The organism is Lentzea sp. NPDC058436, from assembly GCF_042721515.1.
In the GTDB taxonomy this organism is placed as follows: Bacteria; Actinomycetota; Actinomycetes; order Mycobacteriales; family Pseudonocardiaceae; genus Lentzea.
In genome coordinates, this window is record NZ_JBHXLF010000002.1 from 576,555 (window position 1) to 595,006 (window position 18,452).

The 18,452-nt window shown below is 68.7% G+C and carries 18 protein-coding genes; 13 read left to right on the plus strand and 5 right to left on the minus strand.

The window, feature by feature from the left end:
• Positions 1-48 precede the first annotated feature (48 nt).
• The 4 genes from ACFWN2_RS10185 to ACFWN2_RS10200 form a co-directional block, all read right to left on the minus strand.
• Positions 49-543, minus strand: coding sequence for a hypothetical protein (locus ACFWN2_RS10185; RefSeq protein WP_382426391.1), 495 nt, complete (start codon positions 541-543; stop codon positions 49-51).
• Between the two features lie 33 nt (positions 544-576).
• Positions 577-1,059: a hypothetical protein gene (locus ACFWN2_RS10190; protein WP_382426393.1), complete on the minus strand. Its 483-nt coding sequence runs from the start codon at positions 1,057-1,059 to the stop codon at positions 577-579.
• A gap of 57 nt (positions 1,060-1,116) precedes the next feature.
• Positions 1,117-1,734 carry a TetR/AcrR family transcriptional regulator gene (locus tag ACFWN2_RS10195; protein WP_382426394.1) on the minus strand — a complete coding sequence of 206 codons (618 nt, stop codon included), beginning with the start codon at positions 1,732-1,734 and terminating at the stop codon, positions 1,117-1,119.
• Positions 1,735-1,824: 90 nt separating this feature from the next.
• Positions 1,825-2,412 carry a D-alanyl-D-alanine carboxypeptidase family protein gene (locus tag ACFWN2_RS10200; protein ID WP_382426395.1) on the minus strand — a complete coding sequence of 196 codons (588 nt, stop codon included), beginning with the start codon at positions 2,410-2,412 and terminating at the stop codon, positions 1,825-1,827.
• A 280-nt stretch (positions 2,413-2,692) separates the two neighbouring features.
• Between ACFWN2_RS10200 and ACFWN2_RS10205 the strand changes: the two genes are divergently transcribed.
• From ACFWN2_RS10205 to ACFWN2_RS10220, 4 genes are all read left to right on the plus strand, one after another.
• Positions 2,693-3,049: an SSI family serine proteinase inhibitor gene (locus ACFWN2_RS10205; protein WP_382426396.1), complete on the plus strand. Its 357-nt coding sequence runs from the start codon at positions 2,693-2,695 to the stop codon at positions 3,047-3,049.
• 133 nt (positions 3,050-3,182) lie between these two features.
• Positions 3,183-4,280, plus strand: coding sequence for a calcium:proton antiporter (locus ACFWN2_RS10210; RefSeq protein ID WP_382426397.1), 1,098 nt, complete (start codon positions 3,183-3,185; stop codon positions 4,278-4,280).
• 64 nt (positions 4,281-4,344) lie between these two features.
• Positions 4,345-5,751 carry an FAD-binding oxidoreductase gene (locus tag ACFWN2_RS10215; RefSeq protein ID WP_382426398.1) on the plus strand — a complete coding sequence of 469 codons (1,407 nt, stop codon included), beginning with the start codon at positions 4,345-4,347 and terminating at the stop codon, positions 5,749-5,751.
• An 86-nt stretch (positions 5,752-5,837) separates the two neighbouring features.
• Entirely contained in the window at positions 5,838-6,968 is a 1,131-nt protein-coding gene (locus ACFWN2_RS10220; RefSeq protein ID WP_382426400.1) for a lipase family protein, read from the plus strand.
• On the opposite strand, the gene ACFWN2_RS10225 is transcribed toward ACFWN2_RS10220, so the two are convergent.
• On the minus strand, positions 6,965-7,411 hold the full coding sequence (locus tag ACFWN2_RS10225) for a DUF3291 domain-containing protein (protein WP_382426401.1): 447 nt from the start codon (positions 7,409-7,411) through the stop codon (positions 6,965-6,967). The two genes, ACFWN2_RS10220 and ACFWN2_RS10225, sit on opposite strands and share 4 nt — an antisense overlap.
• A 25-nt stretch (positions 7,412-7,436) precedes the next feature.
• Between ACFWN2_RS10225 and ACFWN2_RS10230 the strand changes: the two genes are divergently transcribed.
• The 9 genes from ACFWN2_RS10230 to ACFWN2_RS10270 all read left to right on the plus strand — a co-directional run bounded on the left by ACFWN2_RS10230 (position 7,437) and on the right by ACFWN2_RS10270 (position 18,447).
• The gene (locus tag ACFWN2_RS10230) at positions 7,437-8,366 is read left to right on the plus strand and encodes a D-2-hydroxyacid dehydrogenase family protein (protein WP_382426402.1); all 930 of its coding nucleotides are present in this window, start codon (positions 7,437-7,439) and stop codon (positions 8,364-8,366) included.
• 34 nt (positions 8,367-8,400) lie between these two features.
• On the plus strand, positions 8,401-8,856 hold the full coding sequence (locus tag ACFWN2_RS10235; RefSeq protein ID WP_382426404.1) for an SRPBCC family protein: 456 nt from the start codon (positions 8,401-8,403) through the stop codon (positions 8,854-8,856).
• A gap of 252 nt (positions 8,857-9,108) precedes the next feature.
• Entirely contained in the window at positions 9,109-10,197 is a 1,089-nt protein-coding gene (locus ACFWN2_RS10240) for a mandelate racemase/muconate lactonizing enzyme family protein (protein WP_382426406.1), read from the plus strand.
• A 19-nt stretch (positions 10,198-10,216) separates the two neighbouring features.
• Positions 10,217-12,184, plus strand: coding sequence for an alpha-galactosidase D (locus ACFWN2_RS10245; protein WP_382426408.1), 1,968 nt, complete (start codon positions 10,217-10,219; stop codon positions 12,182-12,184).
• 14 nt (positions 12,185-12,198) lie between these two features.
• Positions 12,199-13,161, plus strand: coding sequence for a carbohydrate ABC transporter permease (locus tag ACFWN2_RS10250; protein ID WP_382426410.1), 963 nt, complete (start codon positions 12,199-12,201; stop codon positions 13,159-13,161).
• Positions 13,162-13,170: 9 nt separating this feature from the next.
• Complete coding sequence (locus ACFWN2_RS10255; protein WP_382426411.1) at positions 13,171-14,052, plus strand: carbohydrate ABC transporter permease; 882 nt, start codon at positions 13,171-13,173, stop codon at positions 14,050-14,052.
• Positions 14,049-16,208 (plus strand): glycoside hydrolase N-terminal domain-containing protein, encoded by a 2,160-nt coding sequence (locus ACFWN2_RS10260; RefSeq protein WP_382426412.1) that lies wholly within the window; start codon positions 14,049-14,051, stop codon positions 16,206-16,208. Before ACFWN2_RS10255 ends, ACFWN2_RS10260 begins: the two co-directional genes overlap by 4 nt.
• Positions 16,202-17,107, plus strand: coding sequence for an acetylxylan esterase (locus tag ACFWN2_RS10265; RefSeq protein WP_382426413.1), 906 nt, complete (start codon positions 16,202-16,204; stop codon positions 17,105-17,107). The genes ACFWN2_RS10260 and ACFWN2_RS10265 overlap by 7 nt, the downstream gene beginning before the upstream one ends.
• Positions 17,104-18,447, plus strand: coding sequence for an ABC transporter substrate-binding protein (locus ACFWN2_RS10270; protein ID WP_382426415.1), 1,344 nt, complete (start codon positions 17,104-17,106; stop codon positions 18,445-18,447). The genes ACFWN2_RS10265 and ACFWN2_RS10270 overlap by 4 nt, the downstream gene beginning before the upstream one ends.
• Positions 18,448-18,452: the final 5 nt, after the last annotated feature.

The window sequence follows — 18,452 nt, forward strand, 5'->3', positions numbered from 1 at the left end:
GCCGGTTCCGTTGTGTGGTCCGGGCGTTACGCCGTGCGGTCGCCTGCTCTAGCGAGTGGCCTTCGCCCCGGTGGGGGAGATGGCGAACCACTTGTCGTCCACGCCGTGCCCCGTCGTGTCGCCCGCCTGCTCGTCGTCGACGTACCGGTGGACGGGCTTCCCGGCGATCGTCACCTGCTCCAGGCCGTCCGGGCGCTTCGTGGTGCCGAGCAGCGCCGGGTCGATGCCCGGTGCCTCGATCTGGCCGCCCTTCGCGAGCAGCGGCGGCCACACGAGCGTGCACTCCGGTTCGAGGCACGTGGGCTTCGACGGGCCGTCCTGAGTGGTGAAGTAGAGGGTGTAGTGCTCGCGGTCGGCGACCACCGCGCCGACCGCGGGCGACTCCTCGACCTGCAGTTTCGCGATGTCTCCCGGCAGGATCCGAGTGGGTCCCGCGACCGGACCGGCAGCGGCCTCCAGTTCGGCCGGCGAGGCTGTCTCCTCCGGAGGGGAGGAGCAGGCACCCAGGCACACGAGCAGCGCGAGAACGGCGAATCGGCTCACAACGGGTGATACGGGCAGCGGCGGCCGGTCGGTTCACTGAGTCTTGGTGCGCCGCACGCGTGAACGCATGATCGTCGCCGCCTTCTGGAAGTCCTCGTAGGTGCTGTCCAGCGTCACGGACATGACGCGGCCCTTCAGCTCCACGTGGTAGTCGTTGGACTCCGAGACGGGCACCTGGAACGCCGTCAGCACCATGCCCTCGCGGCGGATCTCCTCGACCTGGTCCCACGTCACCACCTGGGGCACCGTCCACCCGCGCACCACGACGAACCCGCCGGTGAACAGGTAGAGGCCGCCGCCGCGGCGCCGTTGCAGCAGCAGCCAGGCGATCCAGATCGGCAGGGCCACGACCACGACCGGTGCCGCGCTGAGCATCAGCAGCAGGAGCACCACCCCGGCCGCAGCGAACACGCCGAGCACCGTGAAGACCGTGACGCGCCGGCGGAACCTGTGGTCGCACGGCCCGAGGCCGCGTTCGGCCGCGAGCTGTTCGAGCGCCGCGGGGATTTCGACCATTCCAGCACCGTACGAGGGACACCGGTCCCGTGATGGCTCTTTCGGTGCCGAACACCCTTACGGGCGAGTGATGGCCGCCAACACCAGCTCGCGGATCTCCGCGGCGATCTCGTCGGCCGCGAGCGGCGGCTCGTGCGCCTGCCACTCCCGCAGCAGGCCGGTGATGGCCCCCACCAGCGCGATCGCCGTCAGCCGGTACGACCTGCGCGGCGCCGCGCCCGTCTCCGCGGCCCTGAGCGCCTCCGACTCGATGAACTCCGCCCACGTGTTCACCCAGCGCACGTGCTGCTGCTCGATCTCCGCGTTCACGCCGACTGCCTCGACGTAGTTCAGGCGCGGTGCGCGGGGGTCGGCCGTGACGCTGCTGATGAACGCGTCGACGAGCGTCGTGATCCTGGTGCCGAGGTCGGCCGTCTCCAGCCCGTTCAGCGCCTCGCGGACCCGCGCGAACGCCGTGGCGTTGATCAGGTCGTGCAACTCGCGCAGCAGGTCTTCCTTGGTCGCGAACTCCTCGTAGAAGTTGCGCGTGGAGACGCCGGCCTCGGTGCACAGCTCCGAGATCCTCGTGGCCGCGAACCCGGTGCTCGTGAACAGCCGCAGGCCCGCCTGGAGCAGCTTCGCCCGGCGCTCTGCCCTGCGCTGCTCGGGTGAGATGCCGCCGTAGGCACGGGCCACCGGGGTCCCCCGATCTGGTAACTGGGCTTGTCAGATTATGACCGCGCAACCCCGCGCGCACGCCAAGCGTCTAGACCTTTGCGCGAGGGGTCAGCTGCCCGTCGCGCTGGGGATCAGGGCGGGGCACCCTCCGGTGAGATAGCCGGAGCTGTACTCGAAATGCCACTGCTCGTTTTCGTAACGGCGGCACCAGCCGAGGGTGTTGCCGTTTTTCTCGACCCATTTCGCGGATTCGATCGGCTGCACGTCGATCGCGAATCCGATCACGTGCATCGAACGGTCCGGCGGGTTCAGCACGTACTTCGACGCGAGTTCTTCGGTCCCGAACTTCTCGACGGCCTCGTCGAACTCCGCCTGTTGTTGCTGACGGCTCCGCTTGCCGTCGTTCAGGCACAGCGTGATGCCCTGCTCAGAGGCCTTCTGGCGCAGCTTCAGCCACGCCTGCAGTACCTCGGGTCGCAGGCCTCGCGGCTCCTCGTCGAAGTAGCGCGCGTCGATCGCGCACTTCGGCCCGTCCGGCGGTCCCGGCACTTCCTCGATTATCGCGAGCGACTTTCCCGGATGGCGGTCGAACACGAGCGTCAATCTGCCCAGGTAACCCAGCGCGCCGCCGGTGGAAACCACGAGTGTGACGATCAGGAGCACGCCGAACACGACGCGTCTGGAGGTCTTGGACATGATTCGAATAATACGTCCGAGCGCAACCTCGTCTGTCAGCAACCCGTAACAGTCCGTCGGCAGCTGTGTCGCGACGAACGTGTCCCGCGACACATCCGTTCGGCCCAACCATACTTTCGGAGGGGCGTGGAAATGTGATCGGTGAACAGTTCCTGGCCCCTTTCGCTCACTCGATTCCGGGTGGCAACATCTGCGGCGGCCGAGAACCGGCCCGTTTTTGTGAGGTCTCAGGAGGACCGCTTTCATGTCCGGCCGCATTTGTGCGTTCGTTGCTCTGTTCGTGTCGCTTTTCGCCTTCGCCGGCACCGCGCAGGCCGCTCCGGCGGCACGCGGTACCACCGCGCTCGTTCTCACCACCCAGTACTCGGAGTTCGACGGCGGCGCCTTCAAGGCGACCGTCCTGACCTGCGAACGAGGTGACCAGCACCCGCGCAGGGCCCTCGCCTGCGCGACGCTGACCTCCGCGGGCACCGACCTGCGCACCATGCAGGCCGACGACAGGGCGTGCACGTTCCACTACGCCCCGGTCGAGGTGGCGATGTTCGGTTTCTGGCGCGGTGAGCCCGTGAACGAGGTGCACACCTACCCGAACTCGTGCGTCATGCTGGCGCACACGGGTGCCCTCTTCGATTTCTAGGAATCGAACACGGCACCATCCAGGAAATGTGGAGCGGGGCGCGGCAGGGGCGCTCCGCTCCACATTTTCTTGTGGTCGAAACCAGTGCTGCGCCGAATGGCGGAGAGTGCGCCCGGTATGCGAGGGTTGGATCATGGCCGCCGCCCCCCGCTTCCCGCTGCTCCACTGGACGACCATCACCCCCGTGCTCGGCGTGGTCCTGCTCGCCCTCTTCTGGGGCCGCGACCTCGGGGGCGTGTTCGTCGCGATCGTCGCCGTGGTCCTCGCCGCGACCGTCCTCGCCGCCGTGCACCACGCGGAGGTGGTCGCGCTCAGGGTGGGGGAGCCGTTCGGGTCACTGGTCCTCGCGGTCGCGGTGACGATCATCGAGGTCGCGCTGATCGTGACGCTGATCGTGTCCGGCGGCCCGGAGGCGTCCTCACTGGCCCGCGACACGGTGTTCGCCGCGGTCATGATCACCACGAACGGCATCATCGGCATCGCGTTGCTGCTCGGTGCCATGAAGCACCACACGATCCTGTTCAACGCCGAGGGCAGCGGCGGCGCGCTCGCGACGGTCATGACGCTCGCGACCCTGACCCTGGTCCTGCCGACGTTCACCACGTCCACGCCCGGCCCGGAGTTCTCCGGCCCGCAGCTCGCGTTCGCCGCCTTCGCGTCCCTCGGCCTGTACGCGATGTTCGTCTTCACCCAGACCGTCCGGCACCGCGACTTCTTCCTCCCCGTCGACGAGGACGGCGTGATCGAGGCCGACGAGCACGCCGACGCGCCGTCCGGCAAGGCCGCGCTCACCTCGCTGGCGTTCCTGCTCGTCGCACTGGTCGCCGTCGTCGGTCTCGCGAAGATCGAGTCGCCCGCGATCGAGGCTGGCGTGAAGGCCGCAGGCTTCCCGCAGTCGTTCGTCGGTGTCGTCATCGCGTTGCTGGTGCTGCTGCCCGAGACGATCGCCGCCGCCCGCGCCGCGCTGCGCGACAGGATCCAGACCAGCATCAACCTCGGCTACGGCTCGGCGATCGCGAGCATCGGCCTGACGATCCCGACGATCGCGCTAGCGACCATCTGGCTGGACGGTCCGCTGATGCTGGGGCTCGGGTCGACGCAGATGATCCTGCTGCTGCTCACGGTCCTGGTCAGCGTGCTGACGGTGGTGCCGGGGCGGGCGACGCGCCTGCAGGGTGGCGTGCACCTGGTGCTGCTCGCGGCATTCCTGTTCCTGGCCGTGAACCCGTAACGGGATCCGTCCCGGTTCCTTGATCCGTTGTGCCCCGGTTTGTCCGACTCCTACGTTTCGGAGCATGTTGCGACGCAGGGCACTTCTGCAGACGGCCGCGCTCGGAGCCGTGTCGGCACTGGTCGGCCGGTCCACAACGGACGTCCAGCTGATCAGGCCGGGTGACGCCGCCTACGGGGACGCCAAGCTCGGCTACTTCACGCAGTACGACGCCCAGCGTCCGAGCGCGATCGCCCGAGTCGCGTCACCTGCGGACGTTCAGCGGTGCGTCGAGATCGCCCGCGCCGAGCGCACCCGGATCACCGCTCGGTGCGGCGGCCACAGCTATCCCGGGTACTCCACGGCGGACGGTGCGCTGGTCGTGGACGTGCGCGGTCTCAACCGGATCGACGTCCGGTCCGACGGCACGGCCGAGGTCGGCGCCGGCGTGCTGCTGATGGACCTCTACGTCGCACTGGCGAACGCGGGACGCATGATGCCGGCGGGCACGTGCGCGACCGTCGGGATCTCCGGGCTGACGCTGGGCGGCGGCATCGGGGTCACCGCGAGGCAGTTCGGCCTGACCTGCGACCGGCTGGTCAGCGCGCGGATCGTGACGCCGGACGGTGTGCACCGCACGGTGTCGGCCACCGAGCACGCCGACCTGTTCTGGGCGTTGCGCGGCGGTGGTGGCGGCAACTTCGGCATCGTCACGTCGTTCGTCTTCCGCACCGAGCCCGCGCGCGACCTGACGACGTTCACCCTCGTGTTCCCCTCGGCGGCGCTGGCCTCGCTGCTCAGCGTCTGGCCGGACTGGCAGGGCGCCGCGCCGGACGCACTCACGTCCACACTCGGCGCCGGCAGCGGCACGAACCCGTACGTCGAGGTCAGCGGCTGCTTCGTCGGCACCACTGCGAACCTCAAGCCGGTGCTGGACGACCTCGTGCGCCGCGTCGGCTCGCAGCCGACCTCCCGGCGCGAGACCGAGCAGAGCTTCCTCTCCGCGATGGAACGGTTCGCCTGGTGCAAGGTCGGCGACGGCACGTGCAAGCCGTCGTGGAACGGAGGCGGCGGCAGCCAGTCGCGCGGCAGCTACGTCGCCACGTCGCGGATGATGACGAAGCCGATCACCGACCCGCAGAAGCTCGCCGAGATCTTCAAGAACACCCCGAACTCCTACAACATGATCGATGGGTTGGGCGGCGCCGTCGGTCGAGGCCCCGCCACCGCGTTCCCGCACCGGAACGCCGTGGCGAGCATCCAGGTCGAGCTGTCGTTGCAGGCGGGGGAGGCGAACGCGCGGCGCGCGATGGGCGTGGCGCGCGACGAGCTCGGGAAGATGTTCGGCGCCAACGGGTACGTCAACTACATCGACCCGCAGATGCCGGACTGGGCGCAGGCCTACTACGGCTCGTCGCTCACCCGGTTGCGCGAGGTGGCGCGCAAGTACGACCCGGACGGGGTGTTCACCTTCGCCCAAGGGCTTGCTTGAATCCATCAAGCCGTACGGGCTATTGCTCCGTTGCGACGTTCGGCCCTACATTGCGGTAACGCCGGTTACCACAAAGGGGTCCAACGATGCAGCTCCGAGCCGTGCTCGCCGCCGTTCTCCTGTTGTTCGCCCTGGTCACGCCTGCTTCGGCGGCGGCGCCGGGCGAACTGGTCAGCAGCAGGGAGGTGGCGTGGCACCCGGAGCCGCTCAGACTGCTCCCGGCGCCCGTGAAGGCCTACGACATCCGCTACCGCTCGACGTCCGCGACGGGCGAGGGCACCGTTGTGTCCGGCATGGTGCTCGTGTCGCCGCTGCCGTGGAACAACGGCCCGCGCCCGATCGTGGCGTACGCGATGGGTACGCAGGGCCTGGGCGACCAGTGCGCGCCGTCGCGGCAGCTGCAGGGCGGCACCGAGGTCGAGATCGCGTTCCTCGCGCAGGCCATGTTCAAGGGCTGGGCGGTCGCGGTCACCGACTACGAAGGCCTTGGCACGCCAGGGGATCACACCTACGCGGTGGCCCGTTCGGAAGGCCGCGCCCTGCTGGACGTGGCACGGGCGGCGAGCGGAGTCCCCGGCCTGTCCGCTGATGCCCCGGTCGGCGTTTTCGGCTACTCGCAAGGAGGTCAGGCCGCTTCCTCCGCCGCCGAGCAGTGGAAGTCCTACGCGCCTTCGCTGAACGTGGTCGGCGTGGCCGCCGGTGGTGTGCCTGCCGACCTGAACGCGGTGGCGAAGTTCAACGACGGCAACGCGGGCTCCGGCCTGGTGTTCGCGGCCGCCGCGGGTTATGCCGCGGCCTACCCGGAACTGCCGCTGTCGTCGGTGCTCAACGCCCGCGGCAAGCAGGTCATCGACCGGATCCGCGCGGCGTGCGTCGCCGAGATCGCTTTGGTGGCACCGTTCACGCGCCTGAACTCGCTGACGACGATCCCGAACGTCATCCAGGACCCGTTGTGGCAGAAGCGTTTGAAGGAGAACACGCTCGGCTCGGTCAAGCCCGCCGCGCCCGTGTACCTCTACCACGGCACGCTGGACGAGCTGATCCCGTTCGGCGTCGGGCAGAAGCTGCGCTCGCAGTGGTGCTCGCTGGGCGCCGACGTGCAGTGGACCCCGCTGCCGCTGCTCGGTCACGTCACGGCCGTCAGCGCGTGGGGCACGAACGCGATGAACTGGCTGGGCGACCGCTTCGCCGGGAAGACGACCCGCCCGAACTGCTAGTCAGGAGCCGGAAACCGGCGCCGGAAGGTGAACGCCTCCGGCGTCGGGCCGCTCTTGACCAGGTCGAGCTTCGCCAGGCCCTCCTCCGTCGTGGGCTGGTGCCCGGCAGGGATCCACCACATCGCGTCGAGCGCGCTCCCCGGCTCGAACCACTGCCTGGTGCGCTTGAGCGCTTCGAGGTGCACACCGCTGAAAGCGAAGGCCCACAACGACTCCACCGACTCCCACACGCTGAGGTTGTAGGCCTCGCGCATCGGGTCGAGCCCCAGCCGGACCAGGTCGTTGAGCATCCGTTCCGACGTCGGCCGCCACACGAACCCGGGAGCCTCCTGCGCCAGGTCGTTGATCGCCTCGATCCTGCTCGTGAACCCGCGCATCCTCCAGTGGTCGAACGCCCACCGCCCGGTCGAGATGTTGGCCTGCGCCAGGTGGAAGGCTCCCATGCTCCTACTCTGACATGATCGGCTCATGCGGTGTGCGGTGTTGGACGACTACCAGGGCGTGGCGCTCGCGAACGCCGACTGGTCGGGCCTCGACGTGACGGTGCTGCGCGAGCACCTGGACGACCCGGCCGACGCGCTGGCCGACGCCGAGTGCGTCGTGATCATGCGCGAGCGGACCCCGTTCGACGCCGCTCTGTTCGCGCGGTTGCCCCGGCTGCGGTTGCTGATCACCAGCGGCATGCGCAACGCGTCGATCGACCTGGAGGCGGCGCGTTCGCACGGCGTCACGGTGTGCGGCACCGGCAGCGCCAAGACCCCGCCGACCGAGCTGACCTGGGCGTTGATCCTGGGCCTCGCCCGCCACCTGACCGTCGAGAACGAGGCCTTCCACGCAGGCGGCCCGTGGCAGAGCACCGTCGGCGTCGACCTCGCCGGCCGCACCCTCGGCCTGCTCGGCTTCGGCCACCTCGGCAAGGCCGTCGCGCGGGTGGGGCGGGCGTTCGGCATGGACGTGGTGGCGTGGAGCGCCAACCTCGCCGCCGACCGCGTCGAGCCCGAGGGCGTCCGGCTCGCCTCGGGGCTGCACGACCTGTTGGCGCAGAGCGACTTCGCGTCCATCCACCTCGTGCTGAGCGACCGCACCCGCGGCCTGGTCGACGCCGACGCGCTGGCGTGCCTCAAGTCGTCGGCGTTCCTCATCAACACCTCGCGCGCGCCGATCGTGGATTCCGCCGCGTTGCTGGAGGTGTTGCGGGAGAAGCGGATCGCCGGTGCCGGGCTGGACGTGTTCGAGGTGGAGCCGTTGCCGCTGACCGACGAGCTGCGCACGCTGCCCAACGTCCTCGCGACCCCGCACCTCGGGTACGTGACCGAGGGGAACTACCGCACGTACTTCACGGAGGCCGTGGAGGACGTCCACGCGTTTCTCGCGGGTGAACCGATCCGGGTCCTCTAGCGCTCGGTTACCTACCGGTAGTAAGTTCGGGCGCATGACGCCGGACGCCACCGCGCACATCGACGTTGCCGCCTCGCCGCAGCGCGTGTTCGAGCTGGTCAGCGACCTCCGCGGACTCAGTCGGTGCGCCGAGGAGTACTCCGGCGGCAAGTGGCTGAACGCGCCGGGTCCGCAGGTCGGTGCCCGGTTCCGCGGCGTCAACAAGCGCGGCTGGCGCGTGTGGCCGACGACCTCCACGGTGACCGACTGCTCGGAGACCCGGTTCGCGTTCGAGGTGAAGTCGCTGGGGCTCGCGGTGTCGCGCTGGCAGTACGACATCGAGGAGACGGCGGGCGGCTGCCGCGTCACCGAGTCGACGTGGGACCGCCGGCCGCGGTGGTACGTGCCGATCACTCAGGTGGCGACCGGCGTGAGGAACCGCGCTGTGACGAACCAGCGCAACATCGAGGCGACTCTGGAGCGGCTGAAGCGCGCCGCCGAGTCCGCTTGATCGTTCCTGTCCTCCCGGCGACATCGGACAGAACCACTCACTTTTAAACACACCGCAACACGTCGAGGCAGGCGTGTAGTGCGGCTATGAGCTGCAGACATCGGAGGACCGGAACGAGACCCGGTCGCCGCAACCCGTTGAAAACGCTGTCATCCGCGTGGGAACGTGGCCAAACGACGATTGACACGCTCGTAACGCCCGCGTTCAATCTTCGTCAAATATCCTATAGGATCAAAGGTCCGAGGAGTTGGCGTGGCGAAGGTCGTGCGGGCTGAGGCGTTCCAGGTCGACGTTCCGGTCGAGACTCTGCGCACGGACGCGGTCCAGCAGTTCGTCAAGCAGGAGACCGTGTTCGTCGAGGTCACGACGGACGACGGGCTCACCGGCCTCGGGTACGCGTACACGATCGGCACGGGCGGCAGCTCGGTCCTCGCGCTCCTGAAGGACCACCTGCTGCCGCGTCTCGCGAACGCCGACACCCGCCGGATCGAGCACGTGTGGCGTGACCTGTTCGCGTACACGCGGTCCACCACGGTCGGCGCGATCACCTCGCTCGCGCTGGCCGCCGTCGACACCGCGCTGTGGGACCTGCGTTGCCTGCGAGCCCGGGAACCGTTGTGGCGCATGGCCGGCGGGTTCCGGCGGGAGGTGCCGCTGTACGACACCGAGGGCGGCTGGCTGCACCTGAGCACCGAGGAGCTCGTGGCGGGCGCCAAGGAGACGGCCGCGCAGGGCTGGCAGGGCATCAAGATGAAGGTCGGCAAGCCCGACCTGACCGAGGACGTCGAACGCCTCGAAGCCGTCAGGTCGGCGGTCGGCGAGCGGTTCGCGATCATGGTCGACGCCAACCAGTCCATGACGGCCGCCGAGGCGGTCCGGCGCGCGGACGCGTTCAGGCACACCGGTCTCACCTGGCTGGAGGAGCCGCTGCCGGCGGACGACGTGCGCGGGCACGAACGTCTCGCGAGAAGCACCAGCATCCCGATCGCGGTGGGGGAGTCGCTGTACTCGGTCGCGCAGTTCCGCGAGTACCTCGAACGCGGCGCGGCCTCGATCGTCCAGGTCGACGCGTCCCGGATCGGTGGCATCACGCCGTTCCTGAAGGTCGCGCACCTCGCGGAGGCGTTCAACGCCGACGTCTGCCCGCACTTCCTGATGGAGCTGCACGTCAGCCTCGCGGCGGCGCTGCCCAACGGCAGGTTCGTCGAGCACATCCCGCAGCTGCGCGGGATCACGAAGAGCGAGATGACAGTCCACAACGGACACGCGCTCGCACCTGACACACCGGGTCTCGGTATCGACTGGGACCGCGACGCGATGGAAGACCTCCGGGTCGCCTGAAAATCACAAAGGAGTGGTCTTGAGAGCGTTAGGTGTCGTTGCCGGCCTGCTCGCGTCGCTGATCGCGGTTCCGGCGGCCCAGGCCCAAGCACCCCAGGCCCCAACACCCCAGCAGCAGACGGCGGCCAAGGCCGAGAAGCCGTACATGGGCTGGAGCAGCTGGACGTTGCAGGCGACCAACTACCCCGGGGTCAACCCGGACGGTCCCGCGAGCTGGTTGAACGAGAAGAACGTGCTGGCACAGGCGGACGTGCTGGCGGCCAGGTTCAAGAAGGCCGGCTACGACCACGTGAACGTCGACGCGGGCTGGCTCGGCTCGTTCGACGAGTACGGGCGGCCGGTGGTGGACGCGAAGAAGTTCCCGCGCGGCTTCAAGTGGCTCGGGGACTACATCCACGGCAAGGGCATGAAGTTCGGCTCGTACCTCGCGGTGGGGCTGGACCTCAAGGCGTACAACGACGGCAAGACGCCTATCTACAACGCGCCCGGCTGCACGACCAAGGACATCGTCTACCCCGACCTGCGCAAGACCAACGGGTGGGACATGGCCTACAAGATGGACTTCGACAACCCGTGCTCGCAGAAGTACATCGACTCGATCGCGCAGGTGCTCGCGGGCTGGGGCGTCGACTTCCTCAAGCTCGACGGCGTCGGGCCCGGCAGCTTCCGCGGCGGTGAGCGCTACGACAACACCACCGACGTGAAGGCGTGGAACTCCGCGCTCAAGAGCACCGGCCGTCCCATCGAGTTCCTCATCTCGTGGGCGCTCAGCCACCGCCACGCCGACGTGTGGAAGGCCAACACCAACGGCTGGCGCGTCGACACCGACGTCGAGTGCTACTGCGACACGCTCGTCACTTGGAACCAGTCGGTGAAGCAGCGCTGGAACGACGTCGTGCAGTGGATCGACGACGCCGGGCCCGGCCACTGGAACAACCTCGACAGCCTCGCCGTCGGCAACGGCCAGATGGACGGCCTGACCGAGGCCGAGCGGCAGAGCTACATGACGCTGTGGTCGATCTCGTCCTCGCCGCTCTACATCGGTGACGACCTCACCAAGATCGACGACTTCGGCTACAGGTTGCTGACCAACAACGAGGTCATCGCGATCAACCAGGCCGGCGTTCCGGCCCGGCCGGTGGACCAGTTCTCCGACCAGCAGGTCTGGTACGCCCGCAACCGCGACGGCAGCTACACCGTGGCGTTGTTCAACCTCGGTTCGCGGCCCGCGCCGGTGACGGCGGACTTCGCGCAGCTCGGCATCCAGGGCAACGCCAAGGTCCGCGACGTGTGGGCTAAGAAGGACGTCGGCCAGAAGTCCGGCTCCATCACGGAAGAACTGCCGGTGCACGGCTCGAAGCTGTTCACGATCACCCCGCGCAACTCGGTCGCGCCCGGTGTCGTGCAGGGCACCGCCGCCACGCCGAACAGCGTGTCCCTGAAGTGGTACGGCAAGACCGGCGTCCGTTACGACGTCTACGCGGGCAACAGGAAGGTCGCCACGACCACCGACACCAAGGCGACCGTCACCGGCCTCACGCCGGCGACCTCCTACGAGTTCACGGTCGTGCAGAACGGCGCCCGCTCGAAGCCCGTCACCTTCGTGACACCGCAGGAAAGCGTGACGTACGAAGCGGAGAAGGGCAGTGTCGGCGGCGGCGCGACCGTCTACGGCTGCGCGTGCTCGGGCGGCAGCAAGGTCGGGTACCTCGGCGGCAGCGGCGTCCTGACCATGCCGACGGTCACCGTGCCGCGCGAGGGCACGTATCTCGTCGAACTGGCCTACATCTCCGCCGACGCCAGCAGGACCGGCGTGATCACGGTGAACGGCACCGCCTTCAAGCTGCCCGTCGCCGGGTCGAACGACGACGACTGGAACACGCCGCAGAAGGTCACCGTGCCGATCTACCTGCTGAAGGGCGGCAACACGATCCGGTTCGGCAACCCGGACGACTCCGTGTTCGACGTCGACAGCATCCGGATCTGAGACCAGGAGGCGTCGTGGTGACCACCGTGCAGGACACAAGCGCCCAGGTCGTGCGTGGCCCCGCCACCACGGCGCCTCCGCCCCCTCGGCGACGCACAGGCCCTGCCTCGCGCCGCAACGACACGTGGGTCGCGTGGCTGCTCGTCGCACCCGCCGTCCTCGGGTTCGGCGTCTTCTTCGCCTACCCGATGCTGCGCGGGGTCTACCTGAGCTTCACCGAGTTCCACATCCTCACCCCACCGGTGTGGACGGGCCTGGAGAACGTCCAGGAGTTGCTGAACGACAACAGGTTCTGGCACTCGCTCGGCGTCACGGCCTACTTCGTCGTGCTGTCGGTCGTTCTGGGGGTCGGCGTCTCGCTGGTCACCGCCGTCGTGCTGCACCGGCTGGGGGTCAGCACAACGGTCCGCGGGCTGATGATCTTGCCGTTCCTCATCTCCGGCGTCGTCACGGCGCTGGTGTGGACGTGGATGCTCGACCCGCAGCTCGGCATCGTGAACCAGCTCATCACGTGGATCACCGGCGAGCCCGTCATGTTCTTCAGCTCGAACGCGTGGGCGGTGCCGACGCTGGCCGCGCTCAACGTGTGGAAGACCATGGGCTACAACGCGGTCCTCATCTTCGCGGGCCTGCAGACGATCCCCGCGACGATCTACGAGGCCGGGCGGATCGACGGCGCGTCGGAGCTCCAGATGTTCCGCTCACTGACGTTGCCGCTGCTGCGGCCGATCCTCGTGATGGTCGTGATCCTCAACGTGATCGGCGCGACCCAGATCTTCGACATCGTCCAGGTGAGCACCAAGGGCGGTCCGGCGGACGCGTCGCTGGTGCTGCAGATGTACATCTACGACAAGGCCTTCGGGCAGTTCGACTTCGGCTACGCCGCCACGATGTCGCTCGCCCTGTTCCTGATGCTCGTCGCGGTGACCTTCACGCAGATGCGGATGGCCCGTGCGAGCGAGTCCGACACCGCCTGAGGAGGCCCGGTGAACCTCACGATGAAGCTCGGCAGGGGCGTCGCCTGGGGCTACCTGGTCGTCGTGCTGCTGATCACGATCTTCCCGTTCTACTGGATCGTGCGAACGGCGTTGTCCAACAACTTCGCGATGTCGACCGACCCGTCTTCTTTGCTGCCGGTGCACTTCACCTGGGGCCCGTTCCAGCGCGCTCTCGGGCTCGCGACGCCGGCCGAGGCCGCGGCCGAAGGCGGTTCGGGCGCCAAGATCGAGCTGGGGCTCGCACTGTGTAACTCCGTTGTGTACGCCGGGGTACTGACGTTCGTCACCGTCGTGTTCTCGGCGCTGGCCGCCTACGCGTTCGCCCGGCTGCGGTGGAAGGGCCGGGACGTCGTCTTCGGAGTGCTGCTGACGGCGCTGATGGTGCCGTCGGTGTTCACGCTGCTGCCGAACTTCGTGCTGATGAAGGACCTCGGGCTGCTCAACTCGTTCGCCGGCATGATTCTTCCGAGCGCGTTCTTCTCCGCGTTCAACATCTTCTTCCTGCGGCAGTTCATGCTCGGCCTCTCCCACGAGGTCGAGGAGGCCGCGATCATCGACGGCGCCGGGCCGTTGCGCGTGTGCTTCCGGATCGTGCTGCCGATGAGCGTCGCGCCGATGGCGACCCTGACGCTGCTGCAGTTCATCACCACCTGGAACGACTACTTCTGGCCGTTGCTCGTCACCAACGACGAGTCGGTCCGCCCGCTCACCCTCGCGCTCGCGGTGTTCAAGCAGTCCTCACCGCAGGCGTCGCTGGACTGGGCGGGCCTGATGGCGGCGACGCTGGTCGCGGCGCTGCCGATGTTGCTGCTGTTCGTGGTCTTCGGGCGGCGGCTGGTCAACTCCATCGGCTTCACGGGGATCAAGTGAGACTGCACTGGCCGTCGGCCGCGGCGGAGTGGACCGAGGCGCTGCCCGTGGGCAACGGGCGCCTCGGTGCGATGGTGTTCGGCGGGGCCGGTCGGTCCCGCGTGCAGGTCAACGACGCGACCGTGTGGTCCGGGACCGCTGACGGACCTGGGGAGGCGCTGACGGACGTGCTGGCGTCGGGCGCCGGTCCGGAACGGCTCGCGCGGGTGCGGGAGGCGATCTTCAGCGGCGATCTGGAACGGGCCACCGAGCTGCTGATGTCGTTCGAGGGCCCGTACAGCCAGTCGTTCCTGCCGTACGTGGACCTGTGGATCACGTTGCCCGAGGGCTCGTCGCGCGGCCGCACGCTGGACCTCGGCACGGGAGTGGTCACCGAGCGGCTGACCGTCGACGGCGCTGAGGTCGTGCGGCGGGTGTGGGCGTCGGAAACCGCGCTGTGCGTGGAGATCACCGGCGCGGTGCCGTCCGCCGTCGAGATCTCGACGCCGTTGCGCGAGGTCGCGCGGGACGGGCTGACCCTGGTGGTCGAGATCCCCGTCGACTCGGCTCCCCGGCACGAGCCGCAGGTGGACGCGCCTGTGTACGGCGCCGGGGAACGCGGCACGGTGACGGTCGAGGTGCACGAGGGCGAGCGGTGGTTGCTCACGCTCACGAGCTCCACGACGACGGAGTCGCGCTGGACCGGCCGGCGCCACGGCAACCACAGGACGCTGATGGACGCGTGCGACGTGCGGTTCGGGGAGGTGCCCGAGGTCGTCGACGTGCCGGACCTGTTGAGCGGCAAGGACGAGCAGCTCATCGCGTCCGTGCTGTTCGCGTACGGCCGCTACCTGCTGGTCTCGTCGTCACGGCCCGGCGGCCCGCCCGCGAACCTGCAGGGCATCTGGAACGACGACCCGCGCCCGGCGTGGTCCTCCAACTACACGATCAACATCAACACGCAGATGAACTACTGGGCGGCCGAGGTCACCGGGCTCGCCGAGTGCCACGAGCCGTTGCTGGAGCTGCTGGAGAAGCTCGCGGTGACCGGTGCGGACGTGGCTCGGGAGCTGTACGGGGCGCGGGGCTGGGTGGCGCACCACAACACCGACGTCTGGGGCTGGTCGTTGCCCGTGGGCATGGGGCACGGCGCGCCGTCGTGGGCGATCTGGCAGATGGGCGGCGCGTGGCTCGTCCAGCACGCCTGGGACCACTACGACTTCGCCCGCACCTGGTCCACTTTGGAGCGTGCGTGGCCGTTGCTGCGAGGGTGTGCCGAGTTCTGCCTGGACTGGCTGGTCGAAGGGCCCGACGGCTACCTCGACACGTGCCCGTCCACGTCGCCGGAGAACTGGTTCCTCGACGCCTCCGGCACACCGCAAGCGTTGTCGTGGTCCGTGACGATGGACGTGGTGCTGATCCGAGCGGTGTTCGAACGGACCTTGGCGCTGGCACTGGCATCAGGCCGCGCGGATCCGCTGGTCGCGGAGATCTCGGCGGCGCTGCCCCGGTTGCGTCCCGTCCCGGTGGTCGGCGGGCGGCTGGGGGAGTGGGTGACCGACCTGCCGGAAGAGGATCCGTCGCACCGGCACATGTCGCACCTGGTCTCCGCGTACCCGCTCGGGCAGATCGCCGCCGGGACGTCGTTGGGCGATGCCGCCGTGGCGACCATGGACCGGCGCGGCAACGGCGCGATGGGCTGGTCGTGGGCCTGGAAGATGGCGCTGCGAGCGCGGCTGGGCGACGGCGAGACCGTGCGGTCGCTGCTGGCTGAGGCCTCGCAGGCCTTCACCGGGGACCGGCACCGCGACGCGCCGGTCGACGGCTCGCAGTGGGGCGGGCTGCTGCCGAACCTGTTCAGCACGCACCCGCCGTTCCAGATCGACGGCAACTACGGCTTCACCGCGGCATTGGCGGAGGTCGTGGTGCAGAGCCACGCGGGCGTGATCGGCGTGCTGCCCGCGTTGCCCGCCGGTTGGTCCCGGGGCTCGGCGCGCGGCCTGCGTTGTCGCGGCGGGCTTTCCGCGGACGTCACCTGGCACGACGGCGAGGTCGTGGTGCGGCTGCGGCGGTTGTCGGGTGACGCCGCGGAGGTCGTGCCGGTGAGCATCGGCGGCGAGATCACCGAGGTCGTCGTGAGTGACGTCGTGGAGGTACGCGGGAGGGTGTCGTGCTGACCGATCTGGGCCTGGACTCGCTGTGGGAGTACCGCAGCTCCTATGAACGACCGGACGACTTCGACTCGTTCTGGGATTCAACGCTGGCGGACGCCCGGTCTTTCGACCTGGCGGTCGAAGCGGTGCCGGTCTCCACGCCGTTGCGGACGCTCGACGTCCACGACGTGTCGTTCGCGGGCTTCGGCGGTGACCGGATCCACGCCTGGCTGCGGACTCCTCGCGGGGTCACCGGTCTTCCGGCGGTGGTGCACTACCACGGCTACGGCGGTAACCGGGGCAGCGCGGTCGAGAACCTGACGTGGGCCAGCGCCGGGTTCGCGCACCTGCAGGTCGAGGTGCGGGACCAGCGCGGCGGCACCGGGTTCCTGACGCGCGGCATCACCGACCGCTCCACCTACTTCTACCGCCGGGTCTTCGTGGACGCGGTGCGCGCGGTGGAGGCCGTCCGCGCCTTGGGTTCGTCGGAGGTCGCGGTCATCGGGAACAGCCAGGGCGGTGGAATCGCGCTGGCCGTGGCAGGTCTGGTCCCGGACCTGGCGGCGGTGCACGCGCAGGCGCCGTTCCTGTGCGACCTCCGCAGGGCGTTGAACGTGTGCGGCAGCCCGCCGTACACGGAGCTCACGAAGTACATCGCCGACAACCGGCGTTCCGACGTCTTCCCCGCACTGTCCTATTTCGACGGTGTGGGGTTCGCCGCCCGTGCCACGGCTCCCGCGTGGTTCTCGGTCGGCCTGATGGACGACATCGTGCCGCCGTCCACCGTGTTCGGCGCCTACCACGCGTACGCCGGACCGAAGGAGATCGCCGTCTGGGAGCACAGCGCCCACGAGGCGGGCGGCTCCGACGACCTCGACATCGCACTGGAAGCCTTCCGATCCCGTCTCCTGGAGAAGCCATGAAAATCGCCGCCGCTGCCCTGGTCGCAGCAACAGCCCTGGTGGTCGCCGCGTGCGGGAGCTCGGACACCGGCTCCGGGAACACCGTGAACTGGTGGACGTGGGACGACAAGCAGGCCGTCGCCTACGGGGAGTGCGAGAAGGCGTTCGAGGCCGCCAACCCCGGCACCGACGTGAAGATCACCCGCTACAACGTCGACGACTACTTCACCAAGCTCACCGCCGGTTTCGTGGCGGGCACCGCGCCGGACGCGTTCCAGAACTCCGTGCAGTTCCTCCAGGCCTACGCCTCGCAACACCAGCTGATGCCGCTGGACGACCTCATCACCAAGTCCTCTTTGGACACCAAGCGGTACTCGGTCGGCGTCGACACGTGGAAGTTCACCGACGGCAAGCAGTACGGGCTCCCGCTGGACTGGGCCGCCTCCGCGCTCTACTACAACGCCGACATGCTCGCGAAGTCCGGCGTGGCCGAGGCCGATGTTCAGAAGCTGACCTGGAACCCGGACGACGGCGGCACGTTCGACAAGGTCGTGGCGCGGTTGACCGTCGACAAGAACGGCAAGCACGGCGACGAACCCGGCTTCGACAAGACCCAGATCGCCACCTACGGCATCGGCGCGATGGCGGGCCGCAGCTTCATCGGCGAGACCTCGTGGGCACCGTTCGTCAACACGCTCGGCTGGCGCCTCGGTGACAAGGACCAGTGGCCCACCAAGTTCAACTACACCGACCCGCGCTTCACGAAGACGATGAAGTGGGTCCTGTCGCTCACCGACCGCGGCTTCTCGCCGAAGCTCGGCACCTTCACCACCGGCAACCAGTCCACGATCTCCGACGTCGACCTGATCGGCTCCGGCAAGGTCGCCATGACCATGGGCGGCTCGTGGTCGGCGCCGTCGTTCGGCAAGATCCCCGGCGTGAAGGTCGGCATCGCCCCGACCGTCCTCGGCCCCGACGGCAAGCGTTCCGTCCTGTCCAACTCGAACGGCAACAACATCTGGGCCGGCACCAAGAACCCCGAGCTGACCTGGAAGTGGGTCAGCTACATGGGCGGCGAGGAGTGCCAGACGAAGGCGGGCGCCACCGGCACGTTCTTCCCGTCGATCCCCGCCGCCATGGACAACACCGTGACCTCCATGAAGTCCCAGGGCGTCGACCTCACCGTCTTCAACCAGTACGTCAAGGACGGCGTCCTGTTCCCGTCGAGCGCCTACGCCAACGGCTCGGCCGTCCAGTCCGCCGAGCAGCCGCTCTTCGAGGCGTACTTCGCGGGTCAGCGCTCCGACGACGTGTTCGCCGAGATGGAACGCGTCTCGCAGGAGATACTGGCGAAGAACTAGACGGG